At 57.3% G+C, this 19567-nt stretch carries 20 protein-coding genes and 1 pseudogene; 11 read left to right on the forward strand and 10 right to left on the reverse strand.

The window, feature by feature from the left end; genetic code table 11:
• The first annotated feature begins 2 nt into the window (after nt 1-2).
• Both selD and C230_RS20975 read left to right on the forward strand, forming a co-directional pair.
• Nucleotides 3-1055 (forward strand): selenide, water dikinase SelD, encoded by a 1053-nt coding sequence (gene selD, locus C230_RS0118085; RefSeq protein ID WP_083910658.1) that lies wholly within the window; start codon nt 3-5, stop codon nt 1053-1055.
• Between the two features lie 166 nt (nt 1056-1221).
• The gene (locus tag C230_RS20975; protein WP_018133462.1) at nt 1222-1914 is read left to right on the forward strand and encodes an N-acetylmuramoyl-L-alanine amidase family protein; all 693 of its coding nucleotides are present in this window, start codon (nt 1222-1224) and stop codon (nt 1912-1914) included.
• A 5-nt stretch (nt 1915-1919) separates the two neighbouring features.
• On the opposite strand, the gene C230_RS0118095 is transcribed toward C230_RS20975, so the two are convergent.
• Genes C230_RS0118095 through C230_RS0118115 form a run of 5 tightly spaced genes read right to left on the reverse strand, consistent with a single transcriptional unit; the run spans nt 1920 to nt 5926 of the window.
• A complete protein-coding gene (locus tag C230_RS0118095; RefSeq protein WP_018133463.1) occupies nt 1920-2342 on the reverse strand; it encodes a (2Fe-2S)-binding protein in 423 nt (140 codons plus the stop codon).
• On the reverse strand, nt 2315-2998 hold the full coding sequence (locus C230_RS23055) for a ferric iron reductase (protein ID WP_018133464.1): 684 nt from the start codon (nt 2996-2998) through the stop codon (nt 2315-2317). The genes C230_RS0118095 and C230_RS23055 overlap by 28 nt, the downstream gene beginning before the upstream one ends.
• Nucleotides 2999-3047: 49 nt before the next feature.
• Nucleotides 3048-3863 carry an ABC transporter ATP-binding protein gene (locus tag C230_RS0118105; protein WP_018133465.1) on the reverse strand — a complete coding sequence of 272 codons (816 nt, stop codon included), beginning with the start codon at nt 3861-3863 and terminating at the stop codon, nt 3048-3050.
• 18 nt (nt 3864-3881) lie between these two features.
• Nucleotides 3882-4919, reverse strand: coding sequence for a FecCD family ABC transporter permease (locus C230_RS0118110; protein ID WP_018133466.1), 1038 nt, complete (start codon nt 4917-4919; stop codon nt 3882-3884).
• Nucleotides 4916-5926: a FecCD family ABC transporter permease gene (locus C230_RS0118115; protein WP_018133467.1), complete on the reverse strand. Its 1011-nt coding sequence runs from the start codon at nt 5924-5926 to the stop codon at nt 4916-4918. The genes C230_RS0118110 and C230_RS0118115 overlap by 4 nt, the downstream gene beginning before the upstream one ends.
• Nucleotides 5927-6130: 204 nt before the next feature.
• On the opposite strand from C230_RS0118115, the gene C230_RS0118120 reads away from it, so the two are divergent.
• The 6 genes from C230_RS0118120 to C230_RS0118145 all read left to right on the forward strand — a co-directional run bounded on the left by C230_RS0118120 (nt 6131) and on the right by C230_RS0118145 (nt 13289).
• Complete coding sequence (locus C230_RS0118120; protein WP_018133468.1) at nt 6131-7108, forward strand: ABC transporter substrate-binding protein; 978 nt, start codon at nt 6131-6133, stop codon at nt 7106-7108.
• A 241-nt stretch (nt 7109-7349) separates the two neighbouring features.
• Complete coding sequence (locus C230_RS0118125) at nt 7350-8447, forward strand: type III PLP-dependent enzyme (RefSeq protein ID WP_245534013.1); 1098 nt, start codon at nt 7350-7352, stop codon at nt 8445-8447.
• 88 nt (nt 8448-8535) lie between these two features.
• A complete protein-coding gene (locus tag C230_RS22750; protein ID WP_018133470.1) occupies nt 8536-8712 on the forward strand; it encodes a hypothetical protein in 177 nt (58 codons plus the stop codon).
• A 51-nt stretch (nt 8713-8763) separates the two neighbouring features.
• Nucleotides 8764-10356, forward strand: a complete 1593-nt coding sequence (locus C230_RS20980; RefSeq protein ID WP_018133471.1) for a coproporphyrinogen III oxidase family protein — start codon at nt 8764-8766, stop codon at nt 10354-10356.
• Nucleotides 10357-10519: 163 nt separating this feature from the next.
• Nucleotides 10520-12193: a long-chain fatty acid--CoA ligase gene (locus tag C230_RS0118140; protein WP_018133472.1), complete on the forward strand. Its 1674-nt coding sequence runs from the start codon at nt 10520-10522 to the stop codon at nt 12191-12193.
• A gap of 88 nt (nt 12194-12281) precedes the next feature.
• Nucleotides 12282-13289: a phosphotriesterase family protein gene (locus tag C230_RS0118145; protein WP_018133473.1), complete on the forward strand. Its 1008-nt coding sequence runs from the start codon at nt 12282-12284 to the stop codon at nt 13287-13289.
• Between the two features lie 341 nt (nt 13290-13630).
• Here C230_RS0118145 and C230_RS22145 read toward each other — a convergent pair whose 3' ends face one another.
• Nucleotides 13631-13726 carry a putative holin-like toxin gene (locus tag C230_RS22145; RefSeq protein ID WP_018133474.1) on the reverse strand — a complete coding sequence of 32 codons (96 nt, stop codon included), beginning with the start codon at nt 13724-13726 and terminating at the stop codon, nt 13631-13633.
• A 404-nt stretch (nt 13727-14130) separates the two neighbouring features.
• Between C230_RS22145 and C230_RS0118155 the strand changes: the two genes are divergently transcribed.
• The 3 genes and pseudogenes from C230_RS0118155 to C230_RS20990 form a co-directional block, all read left to right on the forward strand.
• On the forward strand, nt 14131-14445 hold the full coding sequence (locus tag C230_RS0118155; RefSeq protein WP_018133475.1) for an EamA family transporter: 315 nt from the start codon (nt 14131-14133) through the stop codon (nt 14443-14445).
• Nucleotides 14446-14455: 10 nt separating this feature from the next.
• Nucleotides 14456-15187 (forward strand): NUDIX hydrolase, encoded by a 732-nt coding sequence (locus C230_RS20985; protein WP_018133476.1) that lies wholly within the window; start codon nt 14456-14458, stop codon nt 15185-15187.
• A pseudogene (locus C230_RS20990) lies at nt 15184-15478 on the forward strand (antibiotic biosynthesis monooxygenase family protein); the annotation flags it as partial. The gene C230_RS20985 and the pseudogene C230_RS20990, both read left to right, overlap by 4 nt.
• A gap of 33 nt (nt 15479-15511) precedes the next feature.
• Here the strand turns inward: C230_RS20990 and C230_RS0118170 are convergent.
• From C230_RS0118170 to C230_RS0118185, 4 genes are read right to left on the reverse strand one after another with little or no spacing between them, the layout of a single operon-like run.
• Nucleotides 15512-16024: a transcription repressor NadR gene (locus C230_RS0118170; RefSeq protein ID WP_018133477.1), complete on the reverse strand. Its 513-nt coding sequence runs from the start codon at nt 16022-16024 to the stop codon at nt 15512-15514.
• Between the two features lie 37 nt (nt 16025-16061).
• A complete protein-coding gene (nadA, locus tag C230_RS0118175) occupies nt 16062-17165 on the reverse strand; it encodes a quinolinate synthase NadA (RefSeq protein WP_018133478.1) in 1104 nt (367 codons plus the stop codon).
• A 21-nt stretch (nt 17166-17186) separates the two neighbouring features.
• Nucleotides 17187-18032 (reverse strand): carboxylating nicotinate-nucleotide diphosphorylase, encoded by an 846-nt coding sequence (nadC, locus tag C230_RS0118180; RefSeq protein ID WP_018133479.1) that lies wholly within the window; start codon nt 18030-18032, stop codon nt 17187-17189.
• A complete protein-coding gene (locus tag C230_RS0118185) occupies nt 17986-19554 on the reverse strand; it encodes an L-aspartate oxidase (RefSeq protein WP_018133480.1) in 1569 nt (522 codons plus the stop codon). The genes nadC and C230_RS0118185 overlap by 47 nt, the downstream gene beginning before the upstream one ends.
• Nucleotides 19555-19567 lie beyond the last annotated feature (13 nt).

Below are 19567 nucleotides of genomic sequence, written 5' to 3' on the forward strand. Positions count from 1 at the left end.
CGGTGACGCCGGCGGAGGCGATCCGCCTGACGCTGTTGTCGGAAAAAGCCGGCTGAGGCTGCAAAATCGGTCCGGCGGACCTGGCTCAAGTGTTGAGCCACTTACCAAAAAACATTCCAGACGCAAACCTGCTCGTCGGCCTTGATACATCCGACGATGCAGGGGTGTACAAGCTGACGGATGAACTGGCGATCGTACAGACGGTCGATTATTTTACGCCGATTGTGGACGATCCGTACATGTTCGGGGCGGTGGCGGCCGCCAACGCGCTGTCGGATGTGTACGCGATGGGCGGCAAGCCGCTGACGGTGTTGAACATCGTCGGGTTCCCGGTCAGCAAGCTGGACAAGAAGATTCTGGCGGAAATCCTGCGCGGCGGCGCCGACAAAGTGCGGGAAGCGGGAGCGGTGATCGTCGGCGGTCATTCGATCGACGATTCCGATCCGAAGTTCGGCATGGCGGTTACCGGCATCGTCCACCCGGACAAAATCTGGACCAACGCCGGAGCGTGCCCGGGCGACCGGCTGGTGCTGACAAAACCGATCGGTGTCGGCATTGTGACCACGGCCATCAAGCGGGCGAAAGCCACACCGGAAGCGATCAGGCAGGTGGAAACGGTGATGGCGACACTGAACAAGGCGGCATCGGAGACGGCGCAACACTTCACGGTGCATGCGTGCACCGACGTGACTGGCTTCGGCCTCCTTGGACACACGGCGGAAATGGCCCGCGGCGCCTGCGTCGGCATCGAAATCGACGCGAAAGCGGTGCCGATGCTGCCGGATGCGTATTCGCTGGCGGAGCTAGGCATCATCCCGGGGGGCACGTTCCGCAACTATGAGTGGCTGGCGGACGACGTGGAATATGCAGAGTCGGTTGACGAAGTTACGCGCAAGATTTTGTGCGATGCGGTGACTTCCGGCGGGCTGCTGCTGTCCGTGCCGGCGGAAGAAGCGGATGCACTGGTTGACGCCCTGAAGCTCAACGGCGTCGAGTGGGCAACCGTCATCGGCCGCGTGGTGGAGGAACATCCGAAGAAAATTGTGGTGCGGTAACGATGAAAACGTGGTAGAAGTAGCTGTGGGACAGGTCAGAGGATAAACGTTCTCTGGCCTGTTTCATTATTTTCCCCGAAAGTGCGTGAACTCAACTGGAATAAATCCGAACAAACCGGTTTGACCTCCCATACACTGTAAAAAAAGCTGAGAGGTGGGACGGAAATTGGCGATACTGATCTGCAACGACCCGGGACACGGAGGTACCGATCCTGGTGCGCAAGGCAACGGGCTGCAGGAAAAAACGGTAGTGCTGGAGATTGCCCTGAAAGCGAATGAAAGGTTGAAAGCTCACGGTTTTCAAACGATTATGACGCGAACGGACGACACATTCATAGGGCTTTCCGAGCGGGCGGACATGGCGAACCGCGCGCACGCCAACTATTTCATCTCCTATCACCTGAACGCGGGAGGCGGCAGCGGATTTGAATCGTATGTGATGGACGGCTATGACAATGGTGAAACCGGTCGCATTCGAAGCGTGATCCACAGCCGTGTAGCTGAATATTTTGTGAGCAATGGGCTGCCCGACCGCGGGAAGAAACAGGCTGATTTTGCCGTTTTGCGGGAAACGGTTATGCCGGCCGTACTGCTGGAACTGGGATTTATCGATAATGGAGCCGATGCGGAGAAGCTGAAAGATGCGGTATTCAAGAGCGGACTGGTGGAAGCGATCGTCAGAGGGGTATGCGAAGCGTTTGGCGTTCCTTATGTACCGCCGACACCGCCCTATCTGGGCTACCGGGTAATTGAAGACGGCGTGCAAACGGGAACGTACAGGGAACACAACAATATCCTGGCTGCCATTGACCGGGCGTTGTCCAGGGGGGTATCGGAAATTATTGTGCGGAAAGTGTGAAAAAACTACACCCGGTAACAATGCGGTAACCGGGTCCCTTTATTTTTTGCAGGTGGATTTCTCCGGTGCTTGATCCATAACCTGGCTCGCTCCTGGCTGTCCAAGCGAGGACAGGTCAGACAGGGGCGGTTGCCCGGGAACTGGTACCACAAACAGCAGGTGGAACGCACCCGCACCGACTCGGGCGGAGTGAGCGCATGCAGCCGTACGGTCTGATAGGTCGAGCGAAGAGGCGGCGCTTCAAATCCCCGACTGGTATGCAATGCTTCCAGGTGTTGCTTCAATTCGGGTGTGGTGCGGGAAGCCCCTTGGTACTGTTCGTTCAAATATCCCACATAGTTGCCGACGTTTCCCCACATAATCGCCAGAGACAGGCCGAATTCGCCAGCGATTCGGTCGATCAGCCGGCCCAGATTGCCATCGAACACCGCTTGCAACACTTTTGCCCGCAGCTTGTCCGAGGCGGACTCGCATGGATGACGATCTGCGCTTCCGTCTCGTCTGATTTTGGTCCCCGGCTTGTCCAAGGTAGGCGCCGGGGTACGCGAACCGTTGCGGGAGGCCGCCGGTGGCAAACCGACAGGTCGAACCATTCGACCGATTCTAGAAACCGGATGGCGACCGGCAGATGTTCCCTCAGTCGAATCGCAGTCTGTTCAGCGTCCGCCAGGATGCCGATGTTGGCTGACAGCAGCGGATGCAGGACGGAAGCGAGCAGAACGCTTGCGTAGCGCTTTTGGAACAGGGAAGCGGCTGCCAACCGGTTGCTGGAATTCATCCGGTCGGCGACGCGTTCCACCACCAGCCGCAACGTGTTGCCCGCAAGCAGTTGCTGCACCGAAACGGTTTCGCTCGCGTCCAGCTCATGCTGGGCAATGGCCGCCTGCGAGGAAGCGGTACGGATCGGGCGGAAAGTTCCGGAGGAGCCTGTATCGCTGCCGTCCGCCGGCTCGGGCGAAACGGAACGGGGGCGGTTGGCCGTCCTTTGTGATTGGGCGTCCACCGGCTCCACCTCAAGCGGAATCTGGAGACCCCGCTTTAGCAACTCGACTTGGATTTTTGACAGAGTAACGGTTTGCTGCATGACGGGCCTCCCTTCAGCCTGTACTCCATCCTCCACCGCTTCCGATGGTTCAGACAGCCGCCGCCTGTTTTCGCGTGACGATTCTCCCTTTCCCATACGGGATACAGAGCGGCGTTCCGTAGATCGGATCCTGCGTGAGCTGACAGTCCATCCCGAACACGTCCCGCACCAGTTCTTCCGTCACGATTTCCTCCGGTTTTCCTTGCGCGTAGACGGTCCGATTTTTCAGCGCCACGATGTGGTGGGCGTAGCGGCAAGCCAGGTTCAGGTCGTGCAGCACCATGACGATCGTCCGGTTTTCCTTTTCGTTCAGCTCAAACAGGATGTCGAGCACTTCGATCTGATGAGCCATGTCCAGATAGGTCGTCGGTTCGTCCAGCAAAATCGTGTCGGTGCCCTGCGCCAGCGTCATCGCAATCCAGGCCCGCTGCCGCTGCCCGCCGGACAGGGAGTCGACAAGCTGTTCGGCAAACGGCTGCATGCGGGTCGCTTCCAGGGCAAAATCGACCATCGCCGCGTCTTCCGCCGACCATTGTTGCAACCAGGTCTGGTACGGATAGCGGCCTTGCTTGACCAATTGCAGGACGGTCAGCCCTTCCGGGGCAACCGGCGATTGCGGGAGAATCGCCAGCCGTTTGGCGATCTCTTTCGTCGGCAGTTTGGCGATCGCCTTGCCGTCCAGCAACACCGAACCGGCCTCCGGTTTCAGCAAACGGGCGAGCGCCCGCAGCAGGGTCGACTTTCCGCAGCCGTTGCTGCCGATGAAGACGGTGATTTTTCCCTTTGGAATTTGCAAATTCAGTTGGTCAATGATGACGGTGTCTCCATAGGACAACGTCAGGTCCCGGGTTTCCAGCGTTTGCATGAGCTTCCCCTCCCTCACTTACTGATGGCGGTTGCGATACAACAGGTAAATAAAAAATGGAGCGCCGATGGCCGACGTAAAAATTCCCACAGGCAGATCGACCGGCGAAAAAGCGGTCCTTGCCACCAAATCGGCCAGCAGCACGGTCAGCCCACCGACCAATGCAGCAACCGGCAGCAATGCGCCGAATGTGGAACCGACCCATTTTCGCGCGATATGGGGGGCCAGCAGTCCGACGAATGCGATCGCGCCGCCGATCGCGATCGCCGCACCGGCCAGGCCGACCGAAATCAACAACAGGAAAAACCGCTGCCGCTGCAGGGCACTGCCGACGCCCGTCGCGAGCTCGTCGCCCAATTGCTGCACGTTTCCATTTCTGCCGCAAACGAAGGCGAGCGGAATCAACACGAGCGTCCACAGGAACAGGGTGCCGACATCGTGCCAAGCGGTCCCGTACACGCTGCCGGTCAGCCAGATTTTTGCTTTGCTCGTCAGATGAATCCGGCCGCTGACCAGGAGCAGTGTGGTCAATGCGTGCATCGCAAAATCCAGCCCGACCCCGATCAGCACCAAACGGAGCGGAGTGACCCCGTTTTTCCAGGCCAAACCGTAAATCAGCAGCGCGATCAATGCCGCGCCGAGAAACGCCACAAACGGGAGCCAGCGGATGCTGGCCGTCTCAAACAGCGTGATATAAGCCACTGCTGCCACCGATGCGCCGCCGGTGATGCCGATGATGTCCGGCGAAGCCAGCGGGTTGCGAAAGACGGCTTGCAGGATGGCACCGGCTGCCGCCAATGCCGCCCCGACCAGCATGGCGGCCAGGCTGCGCGGCAGGCGGAACGTGTGGATGATCATCCGGTCTTGTTCCGAGCCGATTCCCAGCAGGGCTTTCACCACATCGAGCGGGTGGATCGTTAGCGTGCCGATTCCCGTGCTGATGATCAATGCCAGCAGTGTGACGATCAATAGCGCCAACGTGACCCAGACCGCTTTTTTGTCGAGCAGCATCGAAACAGGCGGCCGGTTGATGCGAAACGAAACGTATTTTTTCACGACCGGGCCAACCCCTTTCGCGCAGCGTAGAGAAAGAACGGCGTCCCGATCAAAGCGGTCATCACACTCAGCGGCATCTCTTTCGGCATCGCGATCAAACGGGCCGACACATCCGCTCCGAGCAGCAGGACCGCACCCAGCAGCCCGCTGTATGCAACCACCCAACGCGTGTCGATTCCGACGAGAAAGCGGGCGATGTGCGGAATCACCAGCCCGACGAAACCGATCGGTCCGGCCACCGCCACCGAACTGCCGGCCTGCAGGACGATCAATAGGCCGGTTGCGATTTTTACCAACAGCGTCCGTTGACCCAAGCCTTTCGCCACATCTTCCCCCATCATCAGCAGGTTGATCGGGCCCGCGATGACGAGCGCCAGCAGCCAAGCGACAATCATATACGGGAGGACCGTCCACAGCATTTCCAGTTTTCGGCCGGCCACCGAACCGGCCAACCAAAACAGCACTTCTTCCAGCGTTTTTTCGTTTGCCGCCAACAACCCGTGTGTCAGCGAAGAAAACAGGGCGGTCATCGCTGCGCCGGCCAATGTGAGTTTGACCGGGGACAAGCCGTCTTTTCCGATCGATCCGAGAAAATAGACGGCCATTCCGCTGAGGGCCGCGCCGACGAACGCGATCCAGGTGAACTGTGTCAGCGAACTGACGGAAAACAGCGACACGGCCACCACCACGAAAAACGACGCGCCCGAGTTGATGCCGAAAATGCTCAGATCGGCCAGCGGATTTTTGGTCATCGCCTGCAACAGGGCGCCAGCGATGCCGAGGCTCGCTCCGACCGCCGCCGCAATCAACGCGCGCGGGACGCGGGCCTCCCGGATCACGATCTGTTCGTTCGTTCCATGAAACTGGGTATACGCTTCAATCGCCGATTTCCAGCTTATATCCATCACGCCGAACACGATGCTCGCCAGAACGGCGCCGATGAATATCAGAAACAAGAGAAACAATCCGAAGATCTTCCGTTTCCCCGACGGCAAAACATGCGTCATGCCAAATCCTTCTTCCTGGCAAAAATACTCATTCGGTGCAAAACGTATGCTTTCATACCAAAGTTTAGGCATATGGCTCCCGATTTGTCAATGAGTTTGAAAATCATTATCATTTGATCTTGACGAACGGCGAGGGATCGGTTAGGATTTAAAATGCAAATGATAATCATTATCAATTACTATGCGGAATCGAGGGGGAGAAACATGTCGGTAGGTACATACTTCAAACGAAACCCGATTTTCGGGTTGTTCGGGCTGCTCCTGTCAGTTGGATTGGTTGCAGCGGGGTGCGGCGTGCAGCAAACGGCAGCGCCGGCGAAAACGGAACCGGCCAGCCAAAACGGTGAGTACACGGTCAAACACGCGATGGGCGAAACGAAAATCAAAGGCACGCCGAAGCGGGTGGTGGTGCTGACGAACGAAGGAACGGAAGCGGTGCTGGCGCTCGGCGTCAAGCCGGTCGGAGCGGTCAAGTCCTGGACGGGGGATCCCTGGTACGATCACATTAAACCGGAAATGGAAGGGGTCAAGCCGCTGGGGACGGAGCCGCAGCCGAATCTGGAGGAGATCGCCGCTCTCAAGCCGGACCTGATCCTCGGCAACAAAATGCGCCATGAAAAAATCTACCCGCAATTGTCCGCGATCGCGCCGACCGTATTTTCGGAAACGCTGCGCGGCGAGTGGAAAAACAACTTCCGGCTGTATGCGGAAGCGCTGAACAAGAAGGCGGAAGGCGAGAAGGTGATCGCCGATTTTGACAAGCGGGTCGAGGACTTCAAGAAAAAAGCGGGCGACAAGTTGAAAACGAAAGTGTCGCTGGTCCGCTTTATGCCGGATCGTACGCGGATTTACTACAATGACACGTTCGCCGGCATCATTTTGAAACAGATCGGCTTCGCTCGTCCGGAAAAACAGAACAAAGACGCGTTTGCCGATGATGTCACGAAGGAACGGATTCCGGACATGGATGGCGACATCCTGTTCTACTACACGTATGAGACTGGCAACGGCCAAGCGTCGAAAGCGGAAAAAGAGTGGACCAACGATCCGTTGTGGAAAAACCTGAACGTCGTCAAGAACGGCAAGGCGTACAAGGTCAACGACGTGATCTGGAACACCGCCGGCGGCGTTAAAGCGGCAAACCTGCTGCTGGATGATTTGGAGAAGTATTTTTTGAAGTAGAATGTGAGGGGGTTGTCACAGGGGCAACCCCTTTTGACATGTATGCAAATCGTATTTTGAACGCCTGCCCGCCAACCTGTTAACGCTTCGTCCATTCCGATTCACTCTTCGTGCAGGTCAAGTATATCAGCGCTTTGATGGATCGCGGCTTGATTCCGCTGGGAGCGATCCTCGTAAGTGCGGTAGCCGAGTATCGCGGCTGGTTGACACGCTGCCCGCAAAATGCCGTCTGTTCTATGCGGTGAAGGCCAATTCGGAAGCACCGGTGCTCAAGGCGTTGGCCCCGATTGTACACGGTTTTGAGGCAGCCTCGCTAGGGGAGATCGAAAAGGTGAGGGCGGTGGACCTGGAGATCGCTGTCATCTTCGGCGGCCCCGCCAAGACAGACGACGAGATCGCGGGAGCGATCGGGTACAGAGTCAGTCTGCTGCATGTCGAGAGCCTGCACGAGTTGCAACGGATCGAGTACATCGCCGGTCAATTGCAAACGGTGGTGCCGATCCTGCTTCGCGTTAACCTGCGGGGGCCGCTTTCCGCGGCTCAGCTGCAAATGGCGGGAGTGCCGACACAGTTTGGCATCGACGAAGTGCGGGTAGCGGAAGCCATTCGGCTTGCCCGGCGGTTACCGCATGTCGATCTGCAGGGATTCCATTTTCATTCGATGTCGAACAACCTGGATGCGGCCGGGCACGTTCGGTTTGTCGACCTTTGCATTCGCAAATCGCAGGAGTGGGCGAGCGAGTTTCGCCTCCCCCTGTCCTATCTGAACGCGGGCGGGGGAATCGGGGTGAATTATCAGGATGTCGAGCAGCAGTTTGATTGGGACGCTTTTACATCCGGGCTTGACCGCATGATCCGGGAACAGGAGATGCTCGCCGGCATGATGGAACCCGCTCGCATGGGCGCTGTAAGCCAGGATCAAGGGTTGCCCGCCGGCTCCCTTTTGTTTGAATGCGGGCGGTATTTGACGGCGGCATGCGGCTATTACGCGGCGGAAGTGGTGGATATCAAGCAAAATCACGGCAAGCAGTTTGCCGTAGTGCGCGGCGGGAGCCACCATTTCCGCCTGCCTGCCGCATGGAAGCAGAGCCATCCTTTTACCGTCGTGCCGGTTGAGGAGTGGCATTATCCGTTTCCCCGTCCGGAACTGCGTGACAGTGCCATAACGGTGGCGGGCGAACTGTGTACGCCAAACGATGTGCTGGCGCGCGATGTGTTTGTGCCGCGGGTTCGGATTGGGGATGTGATCCTGTTCCGCTACGCCGGAGCATACGGGTGGTCGATCTCGCATCATGATTTTCTGAGCCATCCGCATCCGGAGCATATTTTTTTGGAGTAGCCGTTGATTCATTCCGCTTCCGCTGTAACAGTCCGTTTTTTTCCTGACGGAGCGGTGCAGACTAGGAACATCGAAGGAGGCGATGTTCATGCGAACCAGTTTGCGGCAACAGGCCAGACAAGCAGCGAACGAACGGATGGTGGCCGGGGATGCAGGCGATCGATTGGCTCCGTCTCCCTTACTGGAAGATATCGAAACGGCGGCTGAGCTGGGGATGAGCCGGCAGCAGACGGAAGCGGTCAAAAGGCGGATCGGCAGAGGTTGACGCAGGGGCGGCGCCAGAGTAGACTCAATCTAGCGGAAGGGGGCGGCGCCTGTGCGGATTTACGTCAACCAAATCGGCTTCGATTTTACTGCGGAAGTCGAGGGAATGACCAGCCTGTTTTTCGAAGACGGGAGTGTGACGTTCGAACATACGGGCGATCCCGATCTGGAACTGCGGCTGCGGTTGCAGGATGCCGACGGGACACTGTGTGCAACGGCTGAACTGTTGGAAAAAGGGGAGTTGCGCTCCACCGCCGCTGATCAGCAACAACTGCCGGTTGGCGCGGAACAGGCCGTCCGCCGGAAACGGGCGAAACAGACGGTTCTGCGGGCGATCCATGATTGTCTGACCGCTTTTACCGGGGCGGGGCAGCCGTGGGGGATTCTCACCGGAGTCCGCCCTTTAAAATTGGTGCACGGCATGCTGGAACAAGGCAGGACGCCGGACGAAATCCGCAAGACGCTGGCGGACGGTTACCGCATCTCGCCCGACCGGATCGATCTGCTGCTGGAGATCGCGGACGTGCAGTTGCGGGCAGTACCGGATCTTTATCAGTTGGCCAATCAGGTGAGCATCTACATCGGAATCCCGTTTTGCCCGACTCACTGCGCGTATTGCACGTTCCCCGCGTACTCGATGCAGGAGAAGCATGCGTACGCACATGATTTTCTGAAAGCGTTGGAAAAAGAGTTTGTGGCGGTCGGCCGATTTTTGCGCGAATATGGCATTCCGGTCACCAGCGTATATCTTGGAGGGGGAACGCCGACCAGCCTGAACCCGCCCGAGCTGGAATTTCTGATGGACGTGCTGTACCGGGAAATCCCCGGCGGTGCGGCATGGACGAAGCGGGCGGCAGAATCGCCGGTGCAGGCGATCGTCGGTGACGATGTACGGAATGTGGGGCCAGCCGGGATTTGGCGCGAATTTACGGTCGAGGCGGGGCGGCCGGACACGATTACACCGGAGCGGGTCGAAGTTCTGCGGCGCTACCATGTCAACCGGATTTCCGTCAATCCGCAAACGTTCAAGGCGGCAACGTTAAAAGCGATCGGCCGCGGGCATACGCCTGATATTGTGGACCGGCGGTTTCATCTGGTGAAGGAAGCCGGATTCGAAAATATCAACATGGATATGATCCTCGGGTTGCCGGGTGAAGATCTCGATGATGTGCGCCACACCAGGCAGCGGATCGAGGCGCTGATGCCGGATTCGGTGACAGTGCACACGCTGTCGTTCAAACGGACGGCGGTGGTGAACAAGGAAAAAGAGCGGTTTGAGATTCCGCACACGCAACTGGTTCGCATGATGATGCGGGAAACGGAGGAGTGGGCGCGCGGATTGGGGTATCACCCGTACTATGTATACAGGCAAAAACATATCCTCGGCAACCTGGAAAACGTCGGGTACGCCAAACCGGGCAAGGAAAGCGTCTACAACATCTGCATCATGGAAGAACGGCAGTGCATCATCGGCCTGGGCGGCGGAGCGTCCACCAAACTAATCGGCCCGGGCGGCAGAAGTTACGGACGGCACGGCAATCCGCGGGAGCCGAAGGCGTATGTGGAAACGATCGATGCGGTGATCGAAAAGAAGCTGGATCTTTTGCGGCGGCTCTATGAATCGGTTTTGCAGCCTTCGCGATAAAGAGAGGGTGCGGTGAGCCGCCAGCAGAAATCAGGAGAGAGTTCGCCTCTCTCCTTTTTTCATATCCGGACCCTGGCGGAATAAAACAGATTGAATTAAAATAAAATTATGAATGATCGATCGATTGATGATACCAACCGGTTGGTATTTTGGGGGGAGCTTGATGAACGCGCGTCATTTTTCATTCTGGCCGAAACGGATTCCGAAGTCGCTGACCGTTCCGCAAACCTCGGTGTACGACAATCTGGAAGTGACGGCCCGCCGGTATCCCGCCAAAACGGCGGTTCATTACTACGGTGCCGACATCTCCTACCGGCAATTGGTTGAGGAAGTCAACTTGCTGGCCGGTTTCATGCAAAATCGGCTTGGCGTGGCAAAAGGTGACCGTGTACTCCTGTACATGCAGAATTCCCCGCAATTTATGATCGCTTTTTACGCGATCCTGCGGGCGAATGCGGTGGTGGTACCGATCAATCCGATGCTTGTCACGGAAGAACTGGCTTTCTACATACAAGACGCCGAAGCAAAAGTGGCGATCGTCGGACAGGAACTTTTGGAGCGGATCGCGCCGCTGCGGCAGGCGACCGGATTGCAGGACATCATTCTCGCCGCATATTCCGATTACGCGCCAGCCGATTCCGATTTTTTGCTGCCGCCTGAGGTCGGCGCTCCCCGCCTGACGGTGGACGATCCTTTTATCACCTGTTGGCGGCAAGCGCTTGCCTGCGGTTTGCTGCCCGGTCCCCATACGACGGGAGCGCACGATTTGGCCGTTTTGCCTTACACATCCGGAACCACCGGCACACCGAAAGGATGTATGCATACCCACTGCTCCACCCAGGCGAACATTGCCGGCGCGGCCGTGTGGTCCAATCTGACTCCCAATTCCGTGGTACTGACCACTTTGCCGCTGTTTCATGTCACAGGCATGCAGCACAGCATGAACGCGCCGATTTTTGCCGGCAGCAGCATGGTGGTGATGACGCGCTGGAACCGGGAAACGGCCGCGCAGCTGATTGAACGGTTTGGCTGTACCCACTGGACGAACATCAGCACGATGGTGGTGGACTTCCTCTCAAATCCCAATCTCGCCAACTACAATTTGTCCACCCTGGAAGCGGTGGGCGGCGGAGGGGCGCCGCTGCCGGAAGCGGTCGGCGAAAAGCTGTACCAACTGACAGGCGTCCGTTACTTCGAAGGATACGGGTTGAGCGAAACCATCTCGCAAACACACTTTAACCCGCCTGACCGGCCCAAACTGCAATGCATGGGCATTCCCTCGTTTGACGTGGATGCCCGCGTTGTAGACCCGGAAACGCTGCGGGAACTGGGACCCGGCGAGCAGGGGGAAGTGATCGTGCACGGGCCGCAGGTGTTCAAAGGGTATTGGAAGCGTCCGGAAGAGACGGAAAAATCGTTTGTCACCATCGACGGGAAAAGGTTCTTCCGGACAGGGGACATCGCCCAATATGACGAGGAAGGGTATTATTTTATGGTCGACCGCGTCAAGCGGATGATCAACGCGGCGGGATACAAAGTGTGGCCGACGGAAGTCGAGTCGATTTTGTACAAACACCCTGCCGTTCAGCAGGCGTGCGTGATTGGAGTTCCGGATGAGCGGCGGGGGGAAACGGTCAAGGCGTTCATCGTACTGCATGAGAAGGACCGCGGCAAAGTGACCGAGCAGGACATTATTGAATGGTCGAAACAGCGGATGGCCGCCTACAAGTATCCCCGAATCGTAGAGTTCCTCGACCAGCTGCCGATGTCAGGCAGCGGCAAAATTCTCTGGCGGAAACTGCAGGAAGCGGAACTGGCGAAAATGAAAGAGGCCTGAACGGCATCCCGGAACGACATCCAGACTCCGCACCTTTGCAGGGAAACCGGCCAGGAATCCAAACCGAGGAGAAAGGGAGGAGTTTCCAATGACCAGAATGGTGAATACGGTGACGGGACCTGTTTCGGTCGATCATCTGGGGAAGACGCTGATTCATGAACATTTTGTGTTCGGATACCCCGGTTTTCAAGGAGACACCACGCTGGCGCCGTATGACCGGGAAGCTGCATTGCAGGTCGGAATCCATGTAGCAGAGCGGCTGAAAGCGCATGGGGTAAAAACGGTCGTCGACCCGACCCCCAACGAGTGCGGCCGCGACCCGGAGCTGTTGCGGGAAATTTCGGAGCGCACCGGCATCCAGATCATCTGCGCAACCGGTTACTACTACGAAGGGGAATCCGCGACCGCCTATTTCAAATTCCGGGCCGCCTTGGGTGACGCCGAAACGGAAATCTATGAAATGTTCATGAGAGAGATCACCGAGGGAATCGGACGGTCGGGAATCAAACCGGGGATCATCAAGCTGGCGTCCAGCAAAGACCGGATCACCGATTACGAGCGGATGTTCTTCCGAGCGGCCGCGAGAGCGCAAAAAGAGACGGGCATTACGATCGTGACCCACACCCAGGAGGGCACGATGGGGCCGGAACAGGCCGAACTGCTCGTGTCGTTGGGGGCGGACCCGGACCGCATCGTGATCGGCCACATGTGCGGGAACACGGATGTTTCCTATCATCTGCGGACGTTAAAACACGGTGTCAATATCGCGTTTGACCGGTTCGGAATCCAGGGAATGGTCGGGGCACCGATGGACGAAGAGCGGGTGACCGTTTTGCTGGGGCTGCTCGGAAAAGGGTACGGCGACAAAATCATGCTGGCGCACGACACGGTCAACTTCTGGCTGGGAAGACCGCTGGTTCTGCCGGAGCCGGTGCAGCAGTTGATGGCCAATTGGCATCCGACTCATTTGTTTGAAAACATTCTCCCCGCGCTGAGGCAGGCGGGAATCTCCGAAGAACTGATCGATACGCTGTTTGTGGAAAATCCGAAGCGACTGTTTGGCGGGAAAATTGCTGCGCAGGAGCAGTCTGCTTGAGCCGCCCGGGAGATCGACCCATTTGTCGAACATGATTTGCGCGACCACGGGGCGACGCCGGAACAAAGGGATACCGCGGATTCCGCCTGGTCGTATGCGGTCGGCACGATATGAGCATACTGTGGCGATTGCAGAGGAAGGACCGTTGATTTTAACCGAACAAGAAGTTGGCTGAATGGCGGTTGAAATTGCAATGAATAACTCGCTTGTGATATCATAAAGATAAATAAGAGTCGGGTGGTCAGACCCGACTCCTGTACAGTCGGCTTGGGTGGTTATGCTTCCACTCAAGTTTTGGGAATGAAAGAAGTAGCCACCCACGGCTGCAACCTTGGGGGTGGCTACTTCTTTTTGTTCAAAGCAACCACTAAGGCAACGAGGGAAACGATCAACATGGCAAACGAAATCATCAGTTGAAGCGCATCCTTTATTTCCATCAGTGTCTCACCTCCTGCCACGGAGGGAAGACAAACACCCAAGGTTCGACTGTACAGTTACGATTATATCATAGAACTGATGTTCGTATATACTGGCGAATTCCTAGTATTCTAAAATAGAGACAGTTGCAGTTGGGGGAGGGCTGTTTCTGGTTGCCGCACCTGTTCTGTTGGTCATCATTACGATTGGTTTCGCTGGTTAAAAGTGGTGGTTTCGCTGGTTAAAAGTGGCTTTTGGCGTCCATGATTGTACATGGAGTGTACACATATCTCTTAGCCAAGACGTATATGGTCTCGGACTTGTCGCAAGCCTACCCGCTGATGCCGGCACTGCCCCTTTGCTGGTTCCGATGATTGGAGTTCTGTTGCTTGGTGAACGGCTCACGTTCTTTGGGTGGGTTGGAGTGGCGGGCAATTTCGCAAACATGGCTGCATTGTCATGGGCTGTTCTGCGTTCCCACGAAATTCGGCAAGAATGGGCGATGAATTGGCGAACGGTGCTGCTTGGCGGCGTAATGGCGCCGGGCGGATACCTGTTGTTTTTGTACGCGGCGGGAATGGCGTCCGTGTCGCAGTTGGCGCCGATGCGGGAGATCGGCACGGTGTTTGGAACGGTGCTCGGCATCCTGGTTTTACGGGAGCGGCAGGCGGTGCGGCGCATACTGTCATCCGTCTTGATTACCACAGGCGTGATCATGTTAGGAATCTGGGGAAAATAGGGGGCGCGACATGCTTGAATCGATTCGCTCAACGATGAAAAACAGGAAGGCGTCGGTGATGGGCCAGCAACAACTGTTCCGGTCGGCCGTGCTGCTGCCGCTTGTGGAGCAGAACGGCGAACTGTGCGTTCTGTTCGAAGAACGAGCACACCACCTGAACCGGCAACCGGGGGAAATCTGTTTTCCGGGCGGACGCATCGATCCAACCGACGAACATGAGCTGGCGGCGGCGATTCGGGAAACCTGCGAAGAACTGGGACTGGAACGCGAGGCGGTGGAACCGCTTGGGCCGTTGGATTATATCGTGAATTCGTTCCAAATCATCTACCCGTTTGTCGGGTGGATTACCGATTTTGCTAAAATCAGGCCGAACCTGGACGAGGTGGCGAGCGTGTTTTGCGTCCCGCTGAGTTACTTGCGAAACACAACTCCTGATTTGCACTACGTGGATTTGAGAGTGACGCCGCCGGACGATTTTCCGTTCGACCGGATTCCCCACGGACGGAACTACAAGTGGCGGAGCGGGAAGATTCCCGAGTATTTTTATTTCTACGGGGATCGTGTGATCTGGGGGCTGACCGCAAGGATTCTGCACCATTTTTTGCTGGTCACGCAGGAGGAACGTCGCGTTGACGGTGCGCCTTTCGTCCACATCCGGGAAAGCAACCCGAACTGTCCAAAAACAGCATTGTGTACTCGGAAACAGGGTTCCAAACAATTTTTTGGAGGGGAACCATCATGATCCTGGAAGCTGTCATGCTGCAAGTGAAACAGGGAATGCAACAGGAATACGAAGAGGCTTTTTGCAAGGCATCCCGTATCATCTGATCAATGAATGGCTACTTGGGCCACGAACTGCATCGGTGTATGGAAACCCAGGGAAAATATCTGCTTTTCGTCAAGTGGAAAAAGCTTGAAGACCATACGATCGGATTCCGGCAATCGCCTGAGTACCAGGAATGGAAAAAAGCTGCTGCACCGCTTTTACGACCCGTTTTCCACCGTTGAGCACTTTGAAAAAGTGGAACTTTCCGAGTTGATTACCCTGATCAAAAAAAAGCGGACCCTACGCAGGATCCACCAATTGAAACCCTTCTTTTTGCAACGCCGCTTTCGCCTCGGCGATCGTGTCGGCATCTTCCGCCAGCAGCGTGTGGTAGTGGAGCCCGCCCGTCACTTCGGAAAACAATGGAATCGGCGAGCGGTCCCTTTTTTCAACGAATTCTTTTACGTCTCTTGGTGTCCGAATGTTTAATTCGCCTTTAATCCGGCCGTACACCGGATGATCGATAAACACGTCCTCGACTGTGACGTGGTGGGCGACGAGGATTTCCAATTCCCGTTTCAGTTGTTCGGGGGTATGGATAATGCCCAGCACCTCGCGATATTGAGACTTGGAACCGTGTGCCAGCATGTAGCCTTGCGTCGTGCTGATGATGTCGAAACCGTCTTTGCGCAGGAAGGCGATGTCCTGCACGATCGTTTGTCGGCTGACGTCCAGCGCATCGGCCAGATGGGAGCCTGGAATCGGCTTGTTGGATGACTTCAGGATATCCAAAAGCTGTTGTCTGCGATCCATGCGGCGGCAAGCCTCCATCAAACTGATTTGTTCCAGACTACGATATCTGCAGCATCCGGTCAATCGCCAGCTTGGCCCAGCGGGCGGTTTCCGGTTCCACTTGGATCACATTTTGCGGCGTGCCGGTCACCAGATTTTCCAGGGCCCAGAGCAAGTGCGGCCGGTCGATCCGGTTCATCGTCAAACACGGGCAGATCATCTCGTTCAGCGACACAATGAACTGTTCCGGATGCTCTTGTGCCAGCCGGTTGACCAGGTTGTGTTCGGTGCCTATCGCCCATTTCGTGCCGGGCGGGGCTTTGCGGACCGCCTTGATGATATAGTCGGTCGAGCCGTGCTCATCCGCTAACTGGACAGTCTCATACATGCATTCCGGATGCACCAGCACCCGGATGTCCGGGTATTTGGCTCGCACTTCCTGCACGTGCCGCGGCTCAAACTTCATATGGACGGAACAGTGCCCCTTCCACAGAATAACCCGCGGATCGCCTTCGCCGTGCGGAAACTCGATCGCCATTTCTTTCGGATTGTAGACGCACATCTCGTTCAGCGGAATCCCGAATTTCACCCCGGTGTTGCGGCCGAGGTGCTGGTCGGGCAGGAACAGGATGCGCTGCTTGGCTTGCAGGGCGTACGCAAAAATTTTCTCGGCGTTGGACGAAGTCACCGTCAACCCGCCATGTTTCCCGACGAACGCCTTAATAGCGGCGGTCGAGTTCACGTAGGTGACAGGGATGATCGAGTCGCCATACCGCTCCGTAATCAGTTCCCAACATTCTTCCACTTCCTGGTCGTCCGCCATGTCGGCCATCGAACAGCCCGCTTTCATGTCGGGCAGAATCACGATTTGCTCGTCGGATGTGAGAATGTCGGCCGTTTCGGCCATAAAGTGGACGCCGCAAAACACCACATACTTGGCGTCTTTCAACTCGGCCGCGATCCGGGCCAACTGCAGCGAATCGCCGCGATAGTCGGAAAATGCGATCACATCATCCCGCTGATAATGATGACCGAGAATCACCAGGTCTTTCCCCAACACCTGTTTGGCGGCCGCGATCCGACGGTTCAGCTCCTCCGACGACAAAAGCGAGTATTCGTGAACTCCCGGGTCTTCGATGATCAGATCATTCACCATCGCCATTTGCAAAATCCCCCTTAGCTCTCATGGATGATTTTTTCCGTTCAGATCGAGGCTGATGTCCATCGCCCGCACCGAATGCGTCAGCCAGCCGAGGGAGATGATGTCCACTCCGGTGGCGGCAAAATCCCGCACGGTTTCCGGCGTGATCCCGCCCGACGCTTCGGTGATCGCCCGGCCGTTCACGATCTGCACCGCCTCCGTCAGCATGGCGGGCGACATGTTATCCAGCAAGATCACGTCCGCGCCCGCTGCGACCGCCTCTTTCACCTGTTCCAGCGTGTCGGTTTCCACTTCGATTTTCACCAGGTGCCCGATCCGGCTTTTGATTTTTGTAACGGCCGCCGTCAGCGAACCGGCTGCCGCGATATGGTTATCCTTGATCATCACTGCATCGTACAGGCCAAACCGATGGTTGACGCCGCCGCCCACCGTGACCGCGTATTTGTCAAAGATCCGCAGCCCCGGCACCGTTTTGCGGGTGTCGGCAATGCGCACGGGCAGATCTTCCACTTTGCGGCAGACGTCGCGGGTGGTCGTCGCAATCCCGGACATCCGCTGCAGCAAGTTTAACGCGACCCGCTCAGCCGACAGAATCGCCCGCGCACTTCCGGTGACGGTGGCGAGCACGTCCCCTTTTTGCACGTCGGCCCCGTCCTGCACATGCGCTTCGAAGCGAACTTGCGGATCGAGCAGGCGAAACGTTTCTTCCGCTACCAGCAAGCCGGCGACTCTCCCCGCCTGTTTGGCAAGCAGTGCGCCGCCAATTTGCTCACCCGGTTCAAACATCAGTTCCGACGTCAGATCCCGGTGTCCGATATCTTCAATCAACGCTTGCTGAAGCAACTGGCGTACGAGCAACAGATTCATAGGTGCCTCCTTGGATCGAGTGAGTTTGGAATGCCGCTGCTGTTTCCGGATAATCGGCGCGAAAATGGGCGCCCCTGCTCTCCCGCCGCCAAAGCGCCGCCTGCACGACCAAGCGGGCGGCTGTCAGCAGATTTTGCTCCGGTCCGGGACCGGGTGGAAGCTGCGCCTGCCAGCTCCGGAGTTGTTGCAGGGCGCGATTCAGGCGCAAACCGTCGCGGACGATCCCGACATGGGTCCACATCAATTCCTGCACTTGCCGCAGCAGAGTAGGGGACGGGCTTGTATTCATTTTCACAAAGTCGGCATAAGAAAAATCGGGTGTTCGGAAGCGCCACCGCACGGGCCGCAAGGAAACGATCGCCTCGACCGCCCGGTGTGCCATCACAAGCCCTTCCAACAATGAATTGCTGGCCAGCCGGTTGGCCCCGTGAAAACCGCTGGAGGCAGCTTCGCCGATGGCGAACAACCTGGGCACTGATGTCACTCCCCGGCTGTCTGACAGGATTCCGCCCATCGTGTAGTGGGCCGCCGGCACCACCGGGATCAGATCGGCGGACGGGTCCAGGCCGATTTTTTGGCAGGATGCGTGGATCGTCGGGAAGCGCCGGGCAAACTGAGGTATCGAGCGGGCATCGAGAAACACGTCGCGGCCGGCTTGCATCTCGGAAAAAATCGCCCTTGCCACGATGTCGCGCGAGGCCAGATCCGCCCAGTCATGATAGAAATGCATGAATCGTTCTCCGTTTGCATTGACCAGCACGGCTCCCTCGCCACGAACCGCTTCCGAAACAAGCGGCAATGGATTCGAATGGGTGCGCAACGCGGTCGGGTGGAACTGCACGAATTCCATGTCGCGCAGTAGCGCGCCCGCCCGGTAGGCGAGAGCGTACCCTTCGCCGGTGGTGCCGGCCGCATTGGTCGTGTATTTGTAAAGCTGGCCCAATCCGCCTGTCGCGAGAATCACCGCTTTTGCGCGAAAACAGACCGGGTTCCCGTCCGAATCCTTGCCGATGGCCCCTGTACATTCGCCGTTTTCCAGCAGAAGTTCAGCGACATAGGTGTTTTCCCACAAGTCAATGCGTGGGTTGCTGCACAGGTGTTGTGTCAGCGTCTGGATAATCGTCCGGCCTGTCGCGTCGCCCCCGGCATGCACGATCCGGTTGCGGCTGTGTGCGCCTTCTTTGCCTAACTGGGGTGTACCGTCGGCAGCGCAATCCAATTTGACGCCCAATTGTTGCAAGAAACGAACTGCGTCGGCCGCTTGGCTGACAAATGATTGGACGGTCTCTGTCTCACACAGCCCCTGCCCGGTGCGAAGCGTATCCACTCTGTGCAAAGAAGCGTCGTCATCGGCAGACAGCGCAGCCGCGATCCCCCCTTGCGCCAGGCTGCTGTTGCTGTGGCGGACAGCCCCTTTCGTCACAAGGGCGACTTGGCCATGTCGGGAGAGGAGCAAGCTGAGCGTCAATCCGGCAATGCCGGAGCCTATGATCACGTAATCGGCCTCGATAACCTGCCACATGGCCATACCTTCT

This window comes from Effusibacillus pohliae DSM 22757 (assembly GCF_000376225.1).
Taxonomy (GTDB): Bacteria; Bacillota; Bacilli; order Tumebacillales; family Effusibacillaceae; genus Effusibacillus; species Effusibacillus pohliae.

Bases quoted from the DNA above. Each gene is read 5' to 3' on its own strand.
- C230_RS23055 (WP_018133464.1), bottom strand. From the start codon at position 2,998: ATGCAGCAAACCGTTACTCTGTCAAAAATCCAAGTCGAGTTGCTAAAG.
- C230_RS0118105 (WP_018133465.1), bottom strand. From the start codon at position 3,863: ATGCAAACGCTGGAAACCCGGGACCTGACGTTGTCCTATGGAGACACC.
- C230_RS0118115 (WP_018133467.1), bottom strand. From the start codon at position 5,926: ATGACGCATGTTTTGCCGTCGGGGAAACGGAAGATCTTCGGATTGTTT.
- C230_RS0118120 (WP_018133468.1), top strand. From the start codon at position 6,131: ATGTCGGTAGGTACATACTTCAAACGAAACCCGATTTTCGGGTTGTTC.
- C230_RS22750 (WP_018133470.1), top strand. From the start codon at position 8,536: ATGCGAACCAGTTTGCGGCAACAGGCCAGACAAGCAGCGAACGAACGG.
- C230_RS0118140 (WP_018133472.1), top strand. From the start codon at position 10,520: ATGAACGCGCGTCATTTTTCATTCTGGCCGAAACGGATTCCGAAGTCG.
- C230_RS0118145 (WP_018133473.1), top strand. From the start codon at position 12,282: ATGACCAGAATGGTGAATACGGTGACGGGACCTGTTTCGGTCGATCAT.
- C230_RS22145 (WP_018133474.1), bottom strand. From the start codon at position 13,726: ATGGAAATAAAGGATGCGCTTCAACTGATGATTTCGTTTGCCATGTTG.
- C230_RS20985 (WP_018133476.1), top strand. From the start codon at position 14,456: ATGCTTGAATCGATTCGCTCAACGATGAAAAACAGGAAGGCGTCGGTG.
- C230_RS0118170 (WP_018133477.1), bottom strand. From the start codon at position 16,024: ATGGATCGCAGACAACAGCTTTTGGATATCCTGAAGTCATCCAACAAG.
- nadA (WP_018133478.1), bottom strand. From the start codon at position 17,165: ATGGCGATGGTGAATGATCTGATCATCGAAGACCCGGGAGTTCACGAA.
- nadC (WP_018133479.1), bottom strand. From the start codon at position 18,032: ATGAATCTGTTGCTCGTACGCCAGTTGCTTCAGCAAGCGTTGATTGAA.
- C230_RS0118185 (WP_018133480.1), bottom strand. From the start codon at position 19,554: ATGTGGCAGGTTATCGAGGCCGATTACGTGATCATAGGCTCCGGCATT.